Origin of the sequence: Paenibacillus sp. JCM 10914, assembly GCF_001315105.1 — a bacterium.
In the GTDB taxonomy this organism is placed as follows: domain Bacteria; phylum Bacillota; class Bacilli; order Paenibacillales; family Paenibacillaceae; genus Paenibacillus_AQ.
Genome location: NZ_BAZR01000003.1, coordinates 344,599 through 364,721, shown reverse-complemented (window position 1 = coordinate 364,721; position 20,123 = coordinate 344,599). Strand labels below are relative to the sequence as shown.

Below are 20,123 nucleotides of genomic sequence, written 5' to 3'. Positions count from 1 at the left end.
CTAGCCGCTGCCGATAGGAGGCAGCTTCACTGGCCGTCCCTCTTGCAATGATAGCTTAGCAGCACGGGCTATTCGCTCTGCCTGCCAGCCGTCCAGTCCGTTCACAGGTACAGGTTCTCCGTTCAGCAAGCAATGGATGAACCTCTGAGTTTCCTCCACATAAGCCGCTTGATACCGCTCCAGGAAAAAGTGCAGCGGCTTATCGCTGATCACGCCTTCCTCCGTGCATAGTGCGGCCGTACTCGGAAAGTCGTTGGCAGCTGATGCGGAGCCTTTGGAGCCGAACACTTCGACACGCTGATCGTAACCGTAAACCGCTTTGCGACTGCAATCGATCACACCGAGCGCCCCGTTCGCGAAGCGAAGCGTCACGACAGACGTATCCACATCGCCGTACGCGGCAAACACGGGATCGATTAACACGCTGCCCTGCGCATATACTTCTTCTACTTCACTGCCTGTTAGAAACCTTGCCATGTCGAAATCGTGGATCATCATATCCATGAAAATACCGCCGGACACCTCGATATACGACGCTGGCGGCGGTCCGGGATCGCGCGAAGTAATCTTGATCACGTGCGTATCGCCGATTGCGCCTGTCTGTACATGCTCCCGCACTCGCTTGAAGTTATGGTCGAAGCGACGATTGAATCCAACCTGCAGCTGTACACCCGCTCGGTTTACCGCTGCGATAGCCTCCTGCGTCTGTTCGATATCCATGCTGAGCGGCTTCTCGCAAAAAATATGCTTCCCCTGTCCGGCTGCTATCTTAATGAGTTCTACGTGTGAATCCGTCGATGAACAGATGTACACCGCGTCGATGTCGTTACGGCTGAGTATCTCACCGCTGTCCCTTGTTACGTTAAGAATACCTCGTTGGTGCGCCCAAGACTCCAGACTCGGGTTTGCAAATAAATCGCTGATGGCAACCACTTCTGCTTGAGGATGCCTGATTAAGTTGTCGGCATGAATTTTGCCGATTCGGCCGGCGCCGATAATGCCGACTCTCACTTTATTCATGGTCGTCCGCCTCTCTATATTCCGATGCTGCTCAAAAAGCCTTTCCATTCGCGCGGCAACTCTACCAGCGGGAAGTTACCATTTTTTTGCGCGTATAGAATTCCACCCCGTCTCCGCCGTTAGCATGCAGATCACCATAGAACGATTTCTTAAAGCCCGAAAACGGGAAGAAGGCCATTGGTGCAGGGACGCCGAGGTTAATGCCCAGCATGCCGGCATCAATCGTTTCACGGAATTGACGCGCGCTGCTGCCGCTGTTCGTGAACAGGCATGCACCGTTTGCGTATTCGGAACGGTTCGCGATGGCAATGGCCTCATCGAGCGTATCCGCGCGCATGACGGAGAGGACCGGGGCGAATATTTCGTCCTTCCAAATCTTCATCTCGCTGATGACCTGATCGAATATCGTCGGACCCAAGAAGTACCCGACCGAGTGGGTCGCATCATCTTTGCGTCCGTCTCGCACCAACAAGGCTCCCTCCGCCTCACCGGCTTCGATATAACCGATTGTCTTTTCCTTATGAGTGTCGCGTATGACTGGACCTAGAAACGTTCCTTCTACTAGCCCGTTCCCGATCTTTAAGCTATCGGCCGCGGCGGCTAAGCGGGAGATCAGTTCATCCCCGATGTCTCCGACCGCGATGACAACAGCGCAGGCCATGCAGCGCTCACCAGCCGAGCCGAAAGCGGCATTGACAATTTCTTTGACCGTGAGATCCAGATCGGCATCCTCCAGGACGATGGAATGGTTCTTGGCACCGGCAAGAGCTTGAACCCTCTTACCATGAGCCGTTCCCGTCGTATAGACATACTCCGCGACCGGCTGCGATCCAACAAAGGATATCGCTTGGATGTCAGGATGCGCAAGCAATCCATTCACCACCTCATGGGCACCGTGAACGATGTTCAGCACGCCAGCCGGCAAGCCTGCTTCATGGAACAGTTCTACCAGGCGATTAGCCAAGAGCGGCGTGCGCTCGGAGGGTTTCAGTATGAACGTATTGCCGCAAGCGATCGCAAGCGGAAACATCCAGCAGGGAACCATCATGGGAAAATTAAATGGCGTAATACCGCCGATCACGCCGACCGGATACCGATACATGCCAGACTCCAGTCGCGATGCGATATCGGGCAATTGCTTGCCCATCATGAGCGAAGGCGCCCCGGCAGCGTATTCCACACATTCAATGCCTCGCTGCACCTCTCCGTAAGCCTCGCCGTAACTTTTGCCGTTCTCAATCGTAATGAGTCTCGCCAACTCTTCCCAATGTTCGACCAGCAGCTGCTGGTATTTGAACATGATCCGAGCTCGCCGCGGCACCGGCGTGCTGCTCCAGGCCGTAAAAGCTTCACGGGCGGTACCGGCTGCCAAGTTGACATCATCTGCCGTGGAAAGCGGCACCTGGGCAATGATTTCTTCAGTTGCCGGATTATAGACCGGGGTGTATTCGGCCGCGGTAGATGATACCCATTGTCCACCGATCCAGTTTTTCAATGTTACCGTCATTTAGGTCTCCCTCATTTCTGCTTCTAAGATGCCGGCGCTTAGCCGGCCGTAATTTCGCCGCGATTGCAGCGCTCCATATAATCTTCCACCTGCTGCCTTGTCGGCATTGCATCGGAGCAGCTGTGGCTGGAGATGACAATGCTCGCAGCCCCGCTGCCGAATTCCATGCTTTTCTCGATGGTCAGACCTGACATGATGCCGCTGATGAACCCGGCGGCATAAGAATCCCCGCCCCGAACGTCTTCACCACTTTCGCAGGAAACGATTTTGCACGATGCTCCTCCCCGTCGGCAGTGTAGGCAATCGATCCATCCTTGCCATGCTTGATAATGACGATGCGTGCACCGTGGCTGAACCATTTCGATGCGGTAAACGCGTCGCTGTGCTCCGAATTGTTATCAAAGCGCTCCATATTGTCAAACTCTTCGCGGGTGCCGATAATGATATCGCTCTTCTCAGCGGCAAGGTTACAGTACACGGCAGTCTCCTCCGCGGACTTCCAAGTATACGGGCGGTAATCGATATCGAGAATCACACGTGTACCGTGTTTGCGGGCATATTCTAGAGCCAGCAGAACGGCTTCGCGCGACGGGCTTGCGGCAAGTGCGGTACCCGAGACAAGCAGCGCTTTACTGTCCGCAATCAGTTCCTCGCTTACTTCAAGCGGGCTGAGCAATAGATCAGCGACATGGTCACGATACATCAGAATACTGCAATCCGTCGGGCTCTTGATCTCGGTAAAGGCAAGACCGGTCACTGCTCCCGTGTAATCGGTTATCACATTACGCGTCTCAATGCCTTCCTTCACCAAGTAATCTCGAATAAAGCGGCCCATCTGGTCGTCGGCGATTTTGCCGATGAATGCCGTTTTTTTACCTAGCCTGCTCATACCAATCGCAATGTTCGCGGGTGACCCGCCTACGTATTTCGTAAAGGTCATCGTCTGCTCCATTGGACGATGAATCTCATTTGCATTCAGATCAATGCACAGGCGGCCGATCGCCGTCATATCGAACGTCCTATCAACGGGAAACAGTGTTTTGGTCATCCGATCTACGCTCCTTTCGTTCGATAATGTCGCTTAGATAGCGAACCGCTCTCTCCGCATATTCCCGAGCTGGGTGCTCCTCGGGATCCTGCTCGCCTTCAAGCAAGGCCCAACCGCTGTAATTCCGTTCAACCAGTTCGCCGATGATCGGTTCGAAATCGATGCATCCGTCCCCCGGAACGGTGAATACACCTTTCCGGATGCAGGTGACGAAGTCCGAGCCTACGACCCGTTCTTCCGCAAGCCGATCAGGACGGACGTCCTTTAAATGGACGTAAGCGATCCTGTCGTAATGCTTGCGCAGCAAGCTTAGCGGGTCGGCACCTCCATACAGCGCGTGGCCAGAATCGTACAGAAGGTGGACGGCGTCCGGATCGGTCAGTTCCATCAGTTTATCGATTTCTTCAGGCTTTCTATAACCGTCCCGCCATGATGATGATAGGTCAGTTTCATACCATATTCGTTGGCAATCCGTCCGGCCTCGTTCAGCCCAGTCACCAAGCTTGACCAGCCTTCGTTATCGAGCGGTATGACGTCCTGCTCGTTCGGGGTGCGCCTTGGATCGAAATGCAGTGATCCGCCAACCTCGCATGTGCTGATTACCTTGCTGCCCATTTGCTGTAAAAACTCCGCATGGTTGCGAAAGGCTTCCAATTCCTGCTCACGGTACGCCGGATCAGAGAATAGTACCGACTTCCACTGCGACACAAGCTGGATATTGCGTTTGGATAGCTCTTCCTTCAACACCTTGGTGTCGACAGGAAATTTCCGCCCCATCTCCGTGCCCGTCAAACCCAGCGACTGGATTTCGTCGAAAATTTGCTCGTACGTCGTATGTTCACCATGCTCCTTGACGTCTTCTCCTACCCAATTGATGGGATGGACGCCAAGCTGAAAAGGAAAGTTCGGCATCGTTTCAACCTCCTAATAGACTCTGGCTTGGGCTAGCTTATTACGCATCTCTTGATGCGCCGCGTTGACCTTGTTACTCACGGATATTTCAGGCACGCCCACGTTCCACCACGATTCATATCCGTCCGTATTCGTTCCTGCCAAGACTGATATCTCGATTAGCGTCGTACGGGTTTCGGTCTTTGCGGCGAGCAAAGCCTCTCGCAATTCCTCGGCATTGCCGGCTTTATAGGAAGCGGCGCCGAGGCTTCTTGCATGGGCAGCGAAGTCAATCGTCAGTGCCTCTCCGGTGTAACGTCCGGTCTGCTCTTCAAGATAACGAAACTCGTTGCCGAAGCCGTCACTGCCATTAGCACGTTGCAGGTTATGAATGCATTGGAATCCGTGGTTATCGAACAACAAGATCGTAAACTTCCGGCCTTCCTGCAGGCTCGTGACCAGCTCGGAATGCAGCATCAAATAACTCCCGTCGCCTACAACGGCATAAACATCGCGTTTCGGCTCAGCCAGAGCGACCCCGAAGGCGCCGCTGACTTCGTAACCCATGCACGAGAAACCATATTCCATGTGGTACGTATTCGTCCCACCAGCCCTCCAGAGGCGGTGAAGATCGCCCGGCAGGCTGCCCGCTGCGCATACGATAACGGCCTCCTCGCCTATCGTCTCGTTAATCACGCCAAGCGCGTGCGTCTGGGCGAAACCGTCTTCCCTGTCCAGCGCGTACAGCCGATCAACCTCGCGCTTCCACTCCGCAGTCAAGGAACGGATCTCGTCTTCTTTGTATGAGGCTGTATAGCTCCATCTTTCAGGATGTTCTCTAACATCCGAATCGCTTCTCTTGCATCGCCAGCCAACGGAACACCCTCCAGCTTGGCACAATCCATCCGATTTACGTTCAAATTCAAAAATTGCGCATCCGTGCCGAACGCCGATTTAGAAGATGTCGTGAAATCCGAATATCTTGTGCCGATGCCAATCACCAAGTCGGCAGATTTGGCGAGCTTGTTAGCGGCCAGAGATCCCGTAACGCCAACCCCCCCAACATTTAGCGGGTGATCCCAAGGGAGCGCACCTTTGCCCGCTTGCGTTTCCGCAACCGGAATACCGAATGTTTTCGCGAATCTCGCTAAATCGACGGCTGCCTCGGCGTATTTCACACCTCCGCCAGCGATAATCAGCGGCCTGTGTTTTGATCGAATGAGTTCAACCGCTCTATGTAGCGCATCAGCAGACGGCTGCTGACGCTCGATGTAATGGACCCGCTTCTCGAAGAAGGAAGCCGGGTAATCGTAAGCCTCTGCCTGCACATCTTGCGGCAGTGCCAGCGTAACCGTTCCCGTATTCGCCGGATCGGTTAGAATCTGCATCGCATGCAGCAAAGAGCTCAATAGTTGCTCGGGCCGTACGATGCGATCCCAGAACTTGCTCACCGGTTTGAAGCAGTCCGTGGCCGACACGGTATAATCATGGCCGACTTCCAGCTGCTGCAGAACCGGATCCGGCTGTCTCGACGCGAAGTTATCGCCCGGCAGCAGCAGCAGCGGAATCCGATTAACCGTCGCGGTACCCGCAGCGGTGACCATGTTGAGTGCCCCGGGTCCGATTGAAGTCGTACAGGCATAGATCTGCCTCCGGTTCAACTGTTTGGCATAAGCCGTTGCCGCATGCGTCATCCCTTGCTCGTTCTTTCCCTGCACGAACGTCAAGGAGCCGGGTGTGCGCTCAAGCGCTTCCCCGATTCCAGTCACGTTCCCGTGACCGAAAATCCCCATTACTCCCTTGACGAACTTTGTTTCAATGCCGTCATAGGAAACGTACTGCCGATCCAGGAATTTCAGTAAGGCCTGTGCCATCGTTAAACGAATGGTATCCATCGTAACCTCCCGACGATTAGAGTGAAGCGCTTCTAGTAATATCGCTTTCATATTTGATATAATCGTTTTATAATAATAGGTAAAGCGCTTAATCAAATACTACAACGAACATCTTCGTAAATCAATCATTATTTCGAGGAGGAATCATGGATGTCTGCATTGGACCCACAGCACAACCTTTGGAACACCGCCCTTCGCATTGCGCCAATCCTGTATATAGACCGGTTGGAGCCGTTTCTACCTGTACGCGTTGGCCTAACCATAATGGCAGAGCCCGGCCCTTCCCCTTCATTCGACCGAGTAATCGATTTCGAGCCGGAACAAGTTGCACTCGTCATTGAATACGCGATTTATTGGGACTACGATATCCAGCATATCTATGATCTGGAACATGTATGGATTTATTTGAACCATCGGGGAGAGATTGCGAATTGTGAAGCCAGCTTCCACGGCCAATATCATGACGGTCTTCTTCGTGACCGGAGTAATCTGACCGAAGACGGTCGCGTCAAGCTATTTGTCCAACCAGGCAAACACGCCATGTCTCCACTGGAGGAGAACTTACGTCTACTCCCCAACGCTGTGAGCTGCTGCCAGGAGGAAGCCGGCAAGGACGGCGTGCTGGAGAATGAAATGTTTCGAGGACAGTTCAAGTTCGGTGAACAGGTCGATCAACTTGCGGAAGCCCATCTCCGTACATTTTGTTTCCGTCCTAGCTTCGACTACGTCCCGTATACATGGGCTGATGATACGTTTGTTCCTTGGGAGGAACTGCGTTCAGAAATTCCTGCACGGTTGAAGGCTTTGCTTGCTGAGTTGTCATGAAGCACAAAGAAGAGGTATAGGTTGCTGTTTAGAGCATGCCTATACCTCTTTTGCTATTTTCATCTTAACTTTCTCGTAGTTCTTGTAATTCCGTGGTTATCCTATAGCGAGTTACTACGATCTGGACAACCAGTTTGGAGGAATGATATCCAAATCAGCTGGTTTCTGGTATCGCTCACCGATTTCTCTGAAGCGTTCCAATACATTATCATCTAACAATCCGTGTTGATTCGGTGCCCCGTTCAATAAGAAGGTGACGTTGTGATCATTAGATTCCCGTATTTTATCCAAAGCCCAGTCGGCCGTGCGCAGCTTCATCGTTGTATCGGAAGTTCTCCAGAACCAAGTATTGGTCAGGACATTGCAGCTTGCACCAGGTCCCTCGAAGGTTTCTTCCACTTCCTGGCCCGCAGCATTCTCGTAGAATACAATATCCGTATGATCCAGATTGGATTCACAGCTTATATTCATTAATAAACAGTGCGGCTGCAGTTGTTTCACCCATCCATCGACTTCTTCGAAAGGAAGATCTTCATAGCTGGGGCCGCCCCAATGAGCGTTCCATCCGTCTATGATCAGAAATGGCAGTTCACCGTAACCTGTGAGCAATTCCTCAAGCTGATTTTTGATAAATTGTTTATCTTCCGGCGTACATTTCTTCCGTCCGATCTGATGGTGCAAATCCAGCATGGAGAAATATAACCCTGCTTCGATACCTTCCTGACGGAACGCATCAAGGTATTCCCGGACGACGTCCCGCTGCGAAGTAGCATTCCGTACGCAATGCTCCGTGTATTTCGTTGGCCACAGGCTGAAGCCCTCGTGATGCTTTGCCGTTAGTGCTGCAAAGGTCATGCCTGCAGATTTCGCTGCTTGGACCCATTGCGAGCAGTTGAGCCGGTCTGGGTTCCAATCCTTCGGATCAAAGACGAATCTGCGAGGTTCATCATTATTCTCATGTCCGTATTCCCAATCCTCGATTTCCGAATCGGCAAACTGGAACGTCGCGCTATTAAAGTGTATGAACATCCCTAACCGTTGATTGACAAACCACTGCTGTCTCACGACCAACTCTTTGTGATCCATTTATAAAACCTCCCCATATTGCTGTAATCATATGATATCTACCACTCTACTCAATAATCTTCCTTGGCACAGCTGACAATCCCGACTTCATATAGTACAATTTCTACATCTTGAAGGATGGTGATGAGATGCTTGTACTAGAATTCACTGTACCTCCGTTTCCGCTGACAGCCACGATCGGCCACACTGTATGGCAGGCGGGTGTCGTGCACGCAAGGCGACAATTTGACGCTTTCGATATGATCATTTGCGTCAAAGGAACATTGTATATGGAGGAAGATGGCGTTACATACGATTTGAAGGAAGGCATGGTACTCGTGCTGGAACCCGGCAAACTACATCAAGGCTACCGTCCGACAGAGAACGAAACCGAGGTGTATTGGATACATTTTCAATATCCATACTCCTCGCCGTCGATGCTGGTAGAGAAACACAATTGGCAGCAGCCTCTGCTGAATCGCACGGATCAGGATACGGAACCGCATCCTGCCTCCATCGATATTCCGAAATTTGCTACCGTGGATCTACGGATGATACTGCCGTTACTAACAGAAATGTTGTTGCTGCACAACGTGCTGACCCCATACCGTTCGTTCGAATTGCATATTCTGTTCGGTGAACTTCTCCGACAACTGCAGCTTGGCATGAGAAAAAGCAGTCCGCAAGCTCGATCGTATTTCCTTGGGGAGCAAGTAGCTGCCTACTTGGCGGAACGACTCGAGTTGCCCTTCGATTCCAAACAATTGGAGAACGACCTACATTATCATTTTGATTATTTAGCGCGCTGTCTAAAGCAATATTCCGGTATGAGTCCGTTACAATACAGACATCATCTGCAGGTAGACCGTGCCAAACGGCTGCTGTCACATACGGAACTCCCTCTATCCAAGATTGGTGAACAATGCGGGTTCCACGATAACAACTATTTCATACGTCTGTTCAAACGCCTAACTTCATTTACGCCTGGCGAATATCGAAAGCGATATCAGGTGTTTCGGATGGACTAGCATAGCTATGTTCATATACACCAACCTATACTAATAGAGTACCTTAATCGTCTTGATCTCAAATGGCTTGAATACAAGCTCCATATCAGCATCCATGCTGTCGATTGTCTCTTCCAGCATATTCGTTAGCTCCACTTCATTGGCGGAAACATTTAACTTCCACGATGTAATGGTATACGCGCCTTCAGCTTCATACATGCGAATGACAAAGCCTTTTTCATTACTTTCTAACGGTTTGATCGTTTCAACGAGAATATTATCAGCTTCTATCGATAACAGCCCGCTCTCCTGAAACTCCCCTTCAAATATTAGCGGCTTGATATTGAATTGATAAGCGGGTTGTATAACATTCTTGGCATTAAAGCTGCCCTCATGAGGCAAGAAGGAATAACTGCATTCATGTAAGCCTTTATCGCCGCGAGGGTCCGGTCGATTACCACCTTTATGCAGCGAGAGTTGCATGCTGGAATTCTCCACGCTGATTCCATATTTGCAATCATTCAATAAGGCGGCCCCATACCGTGCTTCGGACAAATCGGTGTATTTATGATTCACAACTTCGAACTTTGCCTTTTCTATAGAATTGTTTCTTGTTGTTGGACGTTCAATATAACCGAACTGGATTTCCTGTTTGGCTGTATTCGTAAAAAGCGATGTGTCAAATGCCGTTTTCAAGAAACGGTGTTCATTCTGCCAATCTATAAGGGTATCGAATCTCACTTCAGGACTGTGATGGTAGAACACCATATCTTGAACGATGGTGGTCTGCTCCGTTATTTGATAATTGCTGCGGATACGCAGTTCAACAGGACCGTTCGCGATCGCTTCCCTGGAAATCAGTTTGGCGGTATCTGCGAATTTGTACTGGCTGTCTACGTCCAAATCCCAATTGTCCCATGCGGTCGGAACATCCTCGGCTATAAGGAACGTATTGAATGCGTAGCCTTCACCGCGCAGCTCCCGCTTGGCTTTCTTGTCAAAGAATGATTCGATGTAACCCTTCTCATTAAAGCTGACTTTGACTAAAGGCGTTTCCAATTGATTTTCCTTCAGAGTAAATTCTGATGCACCTGCAGGTGTGCCTTCTTCCAGTGTCAACACGATGCTGGAGAACGCGGGTACGGTGACATATACGGCTAGTTTCTTGTTGCCATGTATGTCGGTCGTTACTTGCTGGCGATAGTCGCCTTGAACCTTCATGCCGTCAACATCATCCAGATAAACCACTTCACTCCGGTCAAAGGATAAGGTGTTCATAATCGTTCGGGATTGCGATATCTTATCTGTATTGATCAATTCACGGATATATTGCGCCGATTGTTCGATAATCGCCGTTGTCTCGGCCAGAGACTCATCATGCACCCTGGCTATGCTCGTGCCCGGCAAAATATCATGGAATTGGTTAACCAGCATGTCTTCCATAAGCGGACGGATTTTCTCGTCACTGGCTATGGTATGGTTTCGAATAGCTTCACGTACCGTCACATATTCCAAGTTTCTTAAAGCGATTTCGGCCAGCCTGTTATTCCTTTTAATATTATGCTGATTGGTCAATGTGCCGCGATGCAATTCCAGATAGAGCTCACCACTGAATGTGGATGGATCCGCTGCTGATGCTTCGAGCTCTCTCATAAACTCACTCACCGTAGTATGCTTCGCTTTGGGAATCCCTTCTAAATCCCTGACGCGGCGTGCCATTTCAATCATTTCGAATTGCGGACCACCACCACCATCGCCAAAACCGTATGCTAATAGCCTTTTGTTGGTGACCGATTTCTCCTTGATTGCCCTATGGTCTCCACCGGCAACATAATCCACCAAGCTTGCAGCATCTGGCCAGATATGTGTTCGATTAAAATGAACGAAGACTTTGGAACCGTCTAATCCTTTCCAAATAAACGTGTCATACGGGAATACGTTCGTGTCATTCCAGTCCATTTTCGTTGTCAGGAAATACTTGATCCCGCATCCCTTCATGATCTGAGGCAAAGAAGCGCTATAGCCGAACGTATCCGGTAACCAAAAACAATCCGATCGGTAATTAAAATGCTCCTGTGTGTATCGTTGTCCCCAGATAAATTGGCGTATTAAGTATTCGCCATTAGGTAAATTGCAATCGCTCTCGATCCATACCCCGCCATTGGGTTCATAGCGTCCTTTTGCCACCTGCTCTTTAATCCCTTCGAACACTTCCGGGTAATGTCTCTGTACCAAGGCCGTATGGTAGGCGGAGCTTTGAACGAATTTATATTCATCGTACTGTTTCATGAGATTTAATTGATTGGCATAGGTGCGTGTACATTTCTTCAATGTCTCGTCTTTATGCCACAACCACGCCGTATCCATGTGAGAATGTCCAATGATTCCGGCACTTGGCGCGGAAACGGAGTTCTGGTTTTTTAGTAGATCTTTTAGAATGGGTTGTGCTGTTCGTATGGCATTCATGAAGGTATCGTGATCCACATTATCGTAATCGTAATACAGCACTTTATGGACTTCGACGAGCCTTGCAATCATATTGCTTCGCACAAAGCTGTTGGCGTCCAATTTATGAACCACTTGATTGAGCGTTTTTAAATCAAAATAGAATTCGCATATTTCATCGTTCTTCGTGCAAATATCAACGCCTTCATAGATGTAAGTAAAGTTGCCTTGACTCTCCGTTTCCAGAGGCGCTACACCCGGGAAATCATGATGAGCATAAACTTCCAAAGCAATCTCGATGTTCTCTTCACCAGTGACATCTTGTTTCAGCATGTCACAGTAATGGTTACCATGGCTGTTCACAATGATTTTGGAGCAGAAAATGCCAGAGGGTACACCATCGACCCACATCATCATTTCATATCCGCCGATGTGAGGATACAAATATAAATGTTGACCGGCCAGATGAGGAGCTACTTGATAGCTTCCTTTAAACCAGCAGTAGGTTTTTTCTCCTGCCCATACATCCCCCTTCTTGCAATCCGTAAATTGCGAATCTTCAGGAATCGAATACAGGGATTCGGTAGTATGGAATTTTCGCATGGACACTTCATCCACTTTACTGAACATCAGGGGTTCAATCGTCTTGGTAAAGCGAACTAACTTCCCTAGCATTCGCTCCAACTGTATATCTGGCATCATATGAGGGTTCCTCCTAAAAATATGATTGTATGCATGAATCGTACTCAATACCAACAAGAACAACCGTTGATCCCAGGACCAACGGTTGTTCTTCGAACTTCAGATTACTTCAGTGCCTCACGCATCTCGTTTGCATTCTTGTTCCACGCTTCGGTTTCCGGGATGATATCGTTAATATCTCGGTCTCCGAATACGATATCATTTATGATGTTGTTGTAGTTATAATCTCCCCATCCCACAACGGTCAGACCAGACTGAATTCTGGCGTTCTGTTGGGCAATTTTTACCGCATCAATGTTCTTGCCTTCCCAGATTGGAGCATCATCGTAATAGGAGAGAATTTCCGGATCCATCACGGACGCATTCGCTCCTTGGTCGATCTTCCATTTCTGGGCTTCCGGCGTGAATTGGAAGCTGAGCCACAGGAATGCAGCCTCTTTTTGCTGGGAGCCGGAGAGCATGGCGAGCGGTCCATAGATGGAATAGCCCGGCTGGCTTACTTTCCCTTTAGGGAACGGAAGCACATCCCATTCAAACGGCGCTTTTTCCTTCAATGTTGGAAGGACCCAGTCCCCGCCTATCGCAAAGCCTGTCTTGCCGTTGATGAAATCCTTGCTTACATTGCCATCTGCTTCTGCAGCCGCTTCGCTCTGCATCGATCCGTCCTTGGTGACCAGTTCCTGGAACCATCTCACTTCGTTCATAATCTCCGGCGTGCTTAGCAAACTATGTGTCATATCTTCATTCATGTATTGGTGGTTCGCGGCATAACCATCGGCGATGGCTTTACTGGAGAGCATCCGCATTTGAATTTCCGGTTGCGTGGTTATTCCGTACTCTCCCGCATTCGGATCTGTGATTTGCTTGGCAACATTCCGGAAATCATCATAAGTCCAATCATTGGATGGCATATCAACGCCATGCTTCGCCAGCAAATCTTTGTTCACCAAGACCCACATAGGCACATCGACCATAGGTATGGCTAATCTCTTCCCGTTGAACGACATGGTGTCCAAAAAGCCGTCAGGAAACTGCGCATTCTGGAAGATGTCGCTGCTATCGATGTAAGGCGTAAGATCCTCGATGAGACCGCCTTGCTCAAACACAACCAGATCACTATCGATTTCGGTCACATCAGCAGGGGTTCCGGCCGCTTCAAGCGATGCTATGATTTCCATAATCGGCTGTGAATTGACCGGAATTTGCTCAATGGTAATCCAAGGGTATTTTTGGTGGAACAACTCATATAATTCATCGTACGAGCCATCTTTCCAGGAAATGAATTTCAGTGTAACCGGATCCCGGTTCTCATCTGCACCTGGCTCCGTCACCGCCGTGTCCGAATTCCCTGCTGGCGGTGGATTATCCGTGTTACCGCTCGTCCCCGAATTTCCGCTGCAGCCCGCCAACATAAATGTCAGTGACAGAATGATTGCCATGATAGATGTCGCAAAACGCTTCTTTTTCAAGCTACTTCCTCCCCAATTTGAACTTATTTTTGATATACCACAAGAAATACAGACCACCCGGGCAGCCGCCTCCGGCCGACATTCCCCCTTTCCAGTAAAATCCATCGATCTTCTGTATCAAGTATGATTCCATCCCAGGGTCTACTCCACGATTCCTGTACGCTCAATTCCGGTAATGAACCAACGTTGCAGGAACATAAAGATGAGCATTGGCGGAAATATAATCAGAAATGCGGCTGCCATCTTCGTCCCTTCCGTTACCGGATTCTGAACCGATTCCCTGTTGCCAAGCAGCGATGGATTCAGCACGGATTCCAGATTGTCAAGACGGATCGATAACGGTGTAAACCCTTTGGCCAAGAACATGGACGGCTCATAGTACATGTTCCAATACCAGATGAATGAGAAGAGAAAGACAACCAGACAGGCGGATTGAGCCAGCGGCAGCATAATACGGAAATAAAGTCTGCCTGCGGACGCACCGTCCAGCTTCGCTGCCTCTTCCAGGCTCGGCGCTGCGATTTGAAGAATTGACGGAAGATGAGTATAAATAACGCACCCTTCAACCCTTGCCCGAAGATCGCTGGAATCAGGAATACGAATAGTGTATTCAGCAGTCCCAGCTTACTGAAAATGACGTACAACGGAATGATGATCACCTGAGGCGGTATGAGAAATGTCAACAATACCAGTGCCGTAATCAATCCTTTGAACGGTACAGCCAGCCGTGCAAGCGCGTATCCGGTCATGGAACAGACCATTACCTGAACAATGGAACATGTAAGCGCTATGACGGCCGTATTTCGCAGTGCTTCCGGGTATTGCAGTCCTTCATAAGCTTTGGTCAGGTTCTCCCAGGTAACGACGCGGGGAATCCATTTAACGGCAGGGTCAAGCAGATCGCTAACCGTCTTTAACATGGTGGACACCATATAGAGCAGCGGCTGCAGATATAGATAAGCGACGATGGACAGCAATAAATAAATTACCAGTTTAGCCAGCAGCCCATCCGACAGGTTCCTGCCGAGCAGGGCAACCTTAACTCGCTGAGACTGTCTGCGCCATATCAGTTCCCTTGCATAATCTTTGGCTCGGTCCAGCCATATCTCTACTTTCATGCTCTTCTCCTCCTCTGACGCATGCTGCGACTGAACATTCCGAGTACGATGGCAATCAGAACAAAGATGAACCCGAAGTAGATCCATGCCAATGCACTGGCATAACCATACCCGGTATCTACTTTGAACATGTTGTCACGAATATGCTGCAGCACCGGATTGAGCGGGAAGGTAAAGAGGTCGATGATGGTATACAGAACATTTAAGCTAATGAACGGCACGCTGGCCGGAAGCGTAATCTTCCAGAAGCTGTCCCATGGCGATGCTCCATCAATCCGTACAGCTTCGTATATGGACGGTGAAATCGTCTGGAATCCAGCGATAAAGATCAAGATCTGAACCCCGGAATACCAGAGAATCAGAACTACCCTGCCGAGCACCTCCATAACGGTCTTGGCCATTTCGCCTCCGACATACTGCCTGACGATCGGTTCCAGATTGTATTGATCCAGAAATGGAATGTCGCCAGCTCCCTGCGTAAACAACTCGGACAGCACTTGGCCGGTGGCAAAGATAACAGGCAGAAAGAATAAAGCACGATAAATAAATCTGCCGGGGAACTTCTGATTGAGCAGCAGCGATATCAGCAGGGCAAAAATGACGATGATCGGGACCATCAGCAGCATTTGCTGGAAATAGGTGATCATCTCAATCGGAAACACGTTGTCTTTCAGGAACGCATCCCGATAGTTCTTCATGCCGATCCAATCATACTTGAACCCGCCAGGTACCACGGCCACTTTATGTAGCGACATGAACATGGACCAACCGATGGGGATCGCTACGAACACGCAAAAGCCAATCATCCAGGGCAGCATGAACAGCATGCCGATGCCATAGCGCTTGATGTGGTACTGAATCGCCTTCTTCTTGTGTTCCTGCAACTGGCTCATTGCGCTGCTCCCTTCTCCACTTTGAAGCTTCTGGCCGCATAATCCACCATCACGCGAGTACCATCCTCATATGTGGTCACATAACGTTGGTCACTCAGACGTTCATGATTAACGATTCGAAGCGAGTACAGATCACTTAAACTGTCAAAGTATTTGTACTCTTCAATGATCCGACTTTCCCACTTGTCGAACCTGCTGCTATACAGGCCGCGAACAGGGGTGTTTTTGAGCTTTCGGGAATCATCGTGAGTAACGAAGAACGAGGGAAGAGCACCATACTCGATCGCTTTCAAGAACTCCATGTCTTCATCATCACGCAGATTGCCTTCGCCGAAGGTGTATGGGACATAACCGTGCAGGGCAATCGGATAAAAGGGCACGGTTTCATCGATCATGAAATCGTAACTGGATGTAGAAGGCATTCTGTCAATGAAATCAGAGTTGCCCAGCACATAAGCATTGCCTCGCTCGACGCTGGCTTTCCCCATCTCATTGCGCGTATAGTCTAACAATCCGTTGTATACGGTCTTCGTATATTCCCTTGTTCGGATGCCATTGATCTCGTAATCATGAACTAATATCTCACCGAGCCCGCTATAATGGATCCCTTCCACGCCTACGTCTTTCAGTTTGGCGATGGTATTAGCCGCACTTGCAGCAGTATGCTTCGGCTTGGCTAAATACCACCCCTCCTCGTAATATGCTGTTCCGTCTATCCCGCGAATCGCATCGGTCTTGCCGGAAAAAGCGGAATTGCTGTCCACCCAGAGGAAGTCTTCATGAAACATCACTCCGCTTCCGGATTCCTTCATCGCGCTGACAAATGATTTGGCGCCGCTCTCGCCCCCAAGAGACTTCTCGATCGGGAAGCGTTTCCCCATGTTGTAATCCCCTTGATCCTGCCAGCCATAGAATATCGTTTGAAGCGAAGCGATCCCCTGTTGTTGCAGTCGCTCAACGATTTCGGTCGCCTGATCAAACGTCGTTGTAGCAACGTATTGAACTCGGCCGAAGGCATTTTCGTAATTACCGCCCATCAATTTCAGATAGAGGGGGATATGCTCCACCGGTTGCAAAGCCTCACCCAATTGTCCGGTTTCATGGAGGTAATCCCGATAAGCATTTGCCATGCCCACGTAGGAAGCTTGCACTCCACTCAGGAAGCGATACTCTACCTCACGGTCCATGTCCAGTATTCGCTTCTGAACTGCCCTGCTCGGTGTAGCCAGCCTACTCATTCGATAAAGATACTCTTCACGGTAGATCTGACTTGAGTACACATTAAAAAAAGAGGATCGTTGGCCCGGAGCCAAGGCGACCACATTCGCGGAATCCTCGCCTTTACTCATAACCGCCACAAATGCTTGATCTCCACGCTTCAGCCCGAATACCGGATAGGCGATATTTTCCCTGTTCATACCAAGCAAGTTATAATTACCAGCGTTCGTTAGCTCCTTGCCGTACACCTGATGCGTATACCCTCTTGACAGATTAGCGTGCGTCGTGTCATACCGGATCAATCCGCCGGGACCATCGGGTACAAATAGATATCCGTCCTCACTCGCCTGTGCGGAGCCGAAATGCGGCAGGACATCCAAAGTGAACATCACATGCTCTCCTTCTTCGCGGATGCCTGCAGCCGGCACTTTGACCTTCAAGCCATCTGTCGTCAATTCATACTGAATCGCAAAGCCGAGCTGTTTATCAGAGAACCAGTAATCAATCTGCACTCCATTCTCTTGACGGATCAGCGTGGTCTCCATGCTGGGTGATTTACTGTTCAATGACTCCCTTACGGTCTGATCCGCCCCTTGCGTGCGGACATGAGTCAATACGAACGGCGATTGCAAGTTATCAAGCAGCTGTCCCTTGACGGTCTCGCCGGCAAGTTCTTCATCCGTCGGATTACTGTTCCAACGGTAGCCGCTACCCTTATCCTGTACGAAGATTTGGGTCGTGATCGGATCGACATACAATGCATAATGATCATTCTCAACAGCGATCGCATATCCGTCCTGCCCGGGTGACGGGGACCAGGGTGCACTTGCGTAAAGCGGATCTTTCTCCGGTAACGCATCGCTGATGCCCGTGGCGGCAAAAGTTTCGGCCGTACTCTGCTGCCACGGCTTTACCACAAGCATGATCAGCATCAAGACAAGTACAAGCACAACAACGACGACCCATCCGGCTCTGCTCCATTTTCGTTTGTGTGTGTTATTGATAGATGTTCACCTCTTTGTAAAGCTCATAGAAAAAGTCGTACAGATTATAGGACAAACCGAAAATAATGAAACCGAACATCCAAATGGTCAGAATCGCCAAGACGGATAAGGTCGAGTTTTTGATCGTTTCCACAAATTCGAAGTTGTGGATGACCTGTGTCATTACAAAGAACATGGAGAGCATCCATAGCATCATCACCATATTGATCGCATGAATCAGGACCGCTTCATCCAGTGAGACAATATTGGACAGAATCAGCAATGGAATCGAGAAGAATACGTAAGGTGAGAGCGCATACACGCTTCCTTGGACAACTTCCCGGAATTTACCCTCACCGTCCTTGACGCTGCAGACCAGGTAATTGGCAATAATCCAGGTGACCCAAGGCAGTGCGAACAATCCCAATTCCTTCAATAAATGAATTTCCGATAACTCCACGGGGTGGAAGAGAAATCCCGTCCAATAAACTCTGCATATCTTAATCACGATGACGAGCAGCAGCAGTGCGATCGTAATCCATGGCGCGATTCTGGCTTCCTTGATTCGGTAGAACCCTTCGTATGGATGGAACATCACATATTTGAAATTCTGCAAATCTGCTAAAGGCTGCTTCCAGCTATCCGGAAGCGTTCGCTTTCGCAGGAACGCTTGGATGGCCCGTTTACCGAAGTGGAGTAACAGTACAACTCCGATCAAACTGAACACCAAGACGATAAAATGATTCTGGAGCCACTCCAATCGGAGTTGCCAGAAGGCTTTCGAATAACCGTCTGTATCAATGGCAGCCTTCATGAAGATCAGTGCCTCATCGTTACGCCCTTCATGCAGGAACACCTTGCCCAGGCCTTGAAAAGTACCGTTATACATATCATTTCGTGCATACACGGCTTCCCAATAGGGCTTGCTCTGTTCGTATTTTCCTTCCGCATACAGCGCCAACGCTTTCAGTACGTCCTGCCCAAAATCAGTTCGGACATACTTATGCACGGTATTGGTACCACTGTCCGATATCCAAATCGCGTGATCACTGTCTACTCCGATGCCTGTTGGATACCCTAATATCCCATACTGCTGTGTATCCTTACTGACAAGTCCAAAGGCAAACATCGCCTCTCCATTACGGTCGTACATATTGATGCGCATGGAATCCAGATCAATATTGTAGATAAAAGCATCCGGGTCGACGGCAACATCGACGATGCCGTGACCATTCTCCAGCGTCATGTTCTTGAACCTGTCGACGCCGCCGGCATTCAGCTTACGAATGGCGCCTTTACCTTCGCCGCCCGCAGTCGACGTATAGATGAAGCCGTCTTGATCCAGTGACACGTTCGTAATCGGTTTAGGCAGCGCTGCCTTCTCTTTGGCTAATTGTTCTTTATTCAGAACCAGCTTCTTTAACCAGTTGAGCATCGATTGATCCGCTTTATTGGCACCGAAGTACCCCATGAATTCACCCTGCGGATTTAAACGAACAAGTCCCTGATAGGATGAATTCAATTGAATGTACATCACGCCACGACGATCAACGACCAGTTTGACCGGTACAAAGTGTTCAGAAGCCATTAATGCGGTATCCGGCTTCTTGAATTCACGCTGAAACACGCCATGTTGATCAAATACGGCGATTCGTTGATTGCCTGAATCAGCAACATATACTTCATGTTCTGATGTCACGAATACACCCTCCGGAGAGGATAACTGACCTGTACCTTCCTCTTCGCCGATGGTACGGAGCAGGGAGCCTTCTTTATTCAGTACCACGATCCGGTTCTGCTTCTTATCCGCTACGTAGATGCGGTCGTCTGAAGCGACATGTAGGTCAACCGGTTCGCCAAAATCCGCTGAATAAGCGCCTGCCGGGCTGTAAATTGGCTGAATCCAGAACCAGTCTGCCTGGTTGCTGTCATAATACGCCGTTCGGTACGGAAGACTCGCCGAAGCTGGCTGCGGTAGAACACTTAATGCGATCAAGCCTATGAGTGCTATGCATAACCATTTTTTCATCGCGCTTC

12 protein-coding genes and 5 pseudogenes are annotated in these 20,123 nt (G+C 49.7%); 3 read left to right on the top strand and 14 right to left on the bottom strand.

The window, feature by feature from the left end:
- The 6 genes and pseudogenes from iolG to JCM10914_RS31705 form a co-directional block, all read right to left on the bottom strand.
- On the bottom strand, positions 1-1,020 hold the full coding sequence (gene iolG / locus JCM10914_RS07135) for an inositol 2-dehydrogenase (RefSeq protein WP_023959018.1): 1,020 nt from the start codon (positions 1,018-1,020) through the stop codon (positions 1-3).
- Positions 1,021-1,081: 61 nt separating this feature from the next.
- On the bottom strand, positions 1,082-2,527 hold the full coding sequence (locus tag JCM10914_RS07130; RefSeq protein ID WP_023959017.1) for a CoA-acylating methylmalonate-semialdehyde dehydrogenase: 1,446 nt from the start codon (positions 2,525-2,527) through the stop codon (positions 1,082-1,084).
- Between the two features lie 38 nt (positions 2,528-2,565).
- Positions 2,566-3,575, bottom strand: a pseudogene (gene iolC / locus JCM10914_RS07125) (5-dehydro-2-deoxygluconokinase).
- A pseudogene (locus JCM10914_RS07120) lies at positions 3,550-4,352 on the bottom strand (TIM barrel protein). The pseudogenes iolC and JCM10914_RS07120 overlap by 26 nt, the downstream one beginning before the upstream one ends.
- A gap of 147 nt (positions 4,353-4,499) precedes the next feature.
- Complete coding sequence (locus JCM10914_RS31710) at positions 4,500-5,246, bottom strand: thiamine pyrophosphate-dependent enzyme (RefSeq protein ID WP_023959007.1); 747 nt, start codon at positions 5,244-5,246, stop codon at positions 4,500-4,502.
- A pseudogene (locus tag JCM10914_RS31705) lies at positions 5,243-5,644 on the bottom strand (3D-(3,5/4)-trihydroxycyclohexane-1,2-dione acylhydrolase (decyclizing)); the annotation flags it as partial. The gene JCM10914_RS31710 and the pseudogene JCM10914_RS31705, both read right to left, overlap by 4 nt.
- Positions 5,645-5,748: 104 nt before the next feature.
- Here JCM10914_RS31705 and JCM10914_RS31700 point away from each other — a divergent pair.
- Positions 5,749-5,817, top strand: a pseudogene (locus JCM10914_RS31700) (hypothetical protein); the annotation flags it as partial.
- Positions 5,818-6,028: 211 nt separating this feature from the next.
- Here the strand turns inward: JCM10914_RS31700 and JCM10914_RS31695 are convergent.
- Positions 6,029-6,340: pseudogene (locus tag JCM10914_RS31695) on the bottom strand (thiamine pyrophosphate-binding protein); the annotation flags it as partial.
- A gap of 171 nt (positions 6,341-6,511) precedes the next feature.
- Here JCM10914_RS31695 and JCM10914_RS07110 point away from each other — a divergent pair.
- Positions 6,512-7,186: a hypothetical protein gene (locus JCM10914_RS07110; RefSeq protein WP_023959003.1), complete on the top strand. Its 675-nt coding sequence runs from the start codon at positions 6,512-6,514 to the stop codon at positions 7,184-7,186.
- A gap of 114 nt (positions 7,187-7,300) precedes the next feature.
- Here the strand turns inward: JCM10914_RS07110 and JCM10914_RS07105 are convergent, their stop codons facing one another.
- A complete protein-coding gene (locus JCM10914_RS07105; RefSeq protein ID WP_023959001.1) occupies positions 7,301-8,272 on the bottom strand; it encodes an alpha-L-fucosidase in 972 nt (323 codons plus the stop codon).
- A 128-nt stretch (positions 8,273-8,400) separates the two neighbouring features.
- On the opposite strand from JCM10914_RS07105, the gene JCM10914_RS07100 reads away from it, so the two are divergent.
- Positions 8,401-9,279 carry an AraC family transcriptional regulator gene (locus tag JCM10914_RS07100; protein ID WP_036717217.1) on the top strand — a complete coding sequence of 293 codons (879 nt, stop codon included), beginning with the start codon at positions 8,401-8,403 and terminating at the stop codon, positions 9,277-9,279.
- Positions 9,280-9,309: 30 nt separating this feature from the next.
- On the opposite strand, the gene JCM10914_RS07095 is transcribed toward JCM10914_RS07100, so the two are convergent.
- The 6 genes from JCM10914_RS07095 to JCM10914_RS07070 all read right to left on the bottom strand — a co-directional run bounded on the left by JCM10914_RS07095 (position 9,310) and on the right by JCM10914_RS07070 (position 20,115).
- Complete coding sequence (locus JCM10914_RS07095) at positions 9,310-12,405, bottom strand: glycoside hydrolase family 38 C-terminal domain-containing protein (protein ID WP_023958997.1); 3,096 nt, start codon at positions 12,403-12,405, stop codon at positions 9,310-9,312.
- A gap of 104 nt (positions 12,406-12,509) precedes the next feature.
- Positions 12,510-13,874, bottom strand: coding sequence for an ABC transporter substrate-binding protein (locus JCM10914_RS07090; protein WP_023958995.1), 1,365 nt, complete (start codon positions 13,872-13,874; stop codon positions 12,510-12,512).
- Between the two features lie 141 nt (positions 13,875-14,015).
- The gene (locus JCM10914_RS28270) at positions 14,016-14,363 is read right to left on the bottom strand and encodes an ABC transporter permease subunit (protein WP_231638550.1); all 348 of its coding nucleotides are present in this window, start codon (positions 14,361-14,363) and stop codon (positions 14,016-14,018) included.
- A 625-nt stretch (positions 14,364-14,988) separates the two neighbouring features.
- Positions 14,989-15,885 (bottom strand): carbohydrate ABC transporter permease, encoded by an 897-nt coding sequence (locus tag JCM10914_RS07080; RefSeq protein WP_023958989.1) that lies wholly within the window; start codon positions 15,883-15,885, stop codon positions 14,989-14,991.
- Complete coding sequence (locus JCM10914_RS07075; RefSeq protein ID WP_023958987.1) at positions 15,882-18,053, bottom strand: DUF5696 domain-containing protein; 2,172 nt, start codon at positions 18,051-18,053, stop codon at positions 15,882-15,884. The genes JCM10914_RS07080 and JCM10914_RS07075 overlap by 4 nt, the downstream gene beginning before the upstream one ends.
- Positions 18,054-18,099: 46 nt before the next feature.
- Positions 18,100-20,115 carry a YIP1 family protein gene (locus JCM10914_RS07070; RefSeq protein ID WP_023958985.1) on the bottom strand — a complete coding sequence of 672 codons (2,016 nt, stop codon included), beginning with the start codon at positions 20,113-20,115 and terminating at the stop codon, positions 18,100-18,102.
- Between the last annotated feature and the right edge of the window lie 8 nt (positions 20,116-20,123).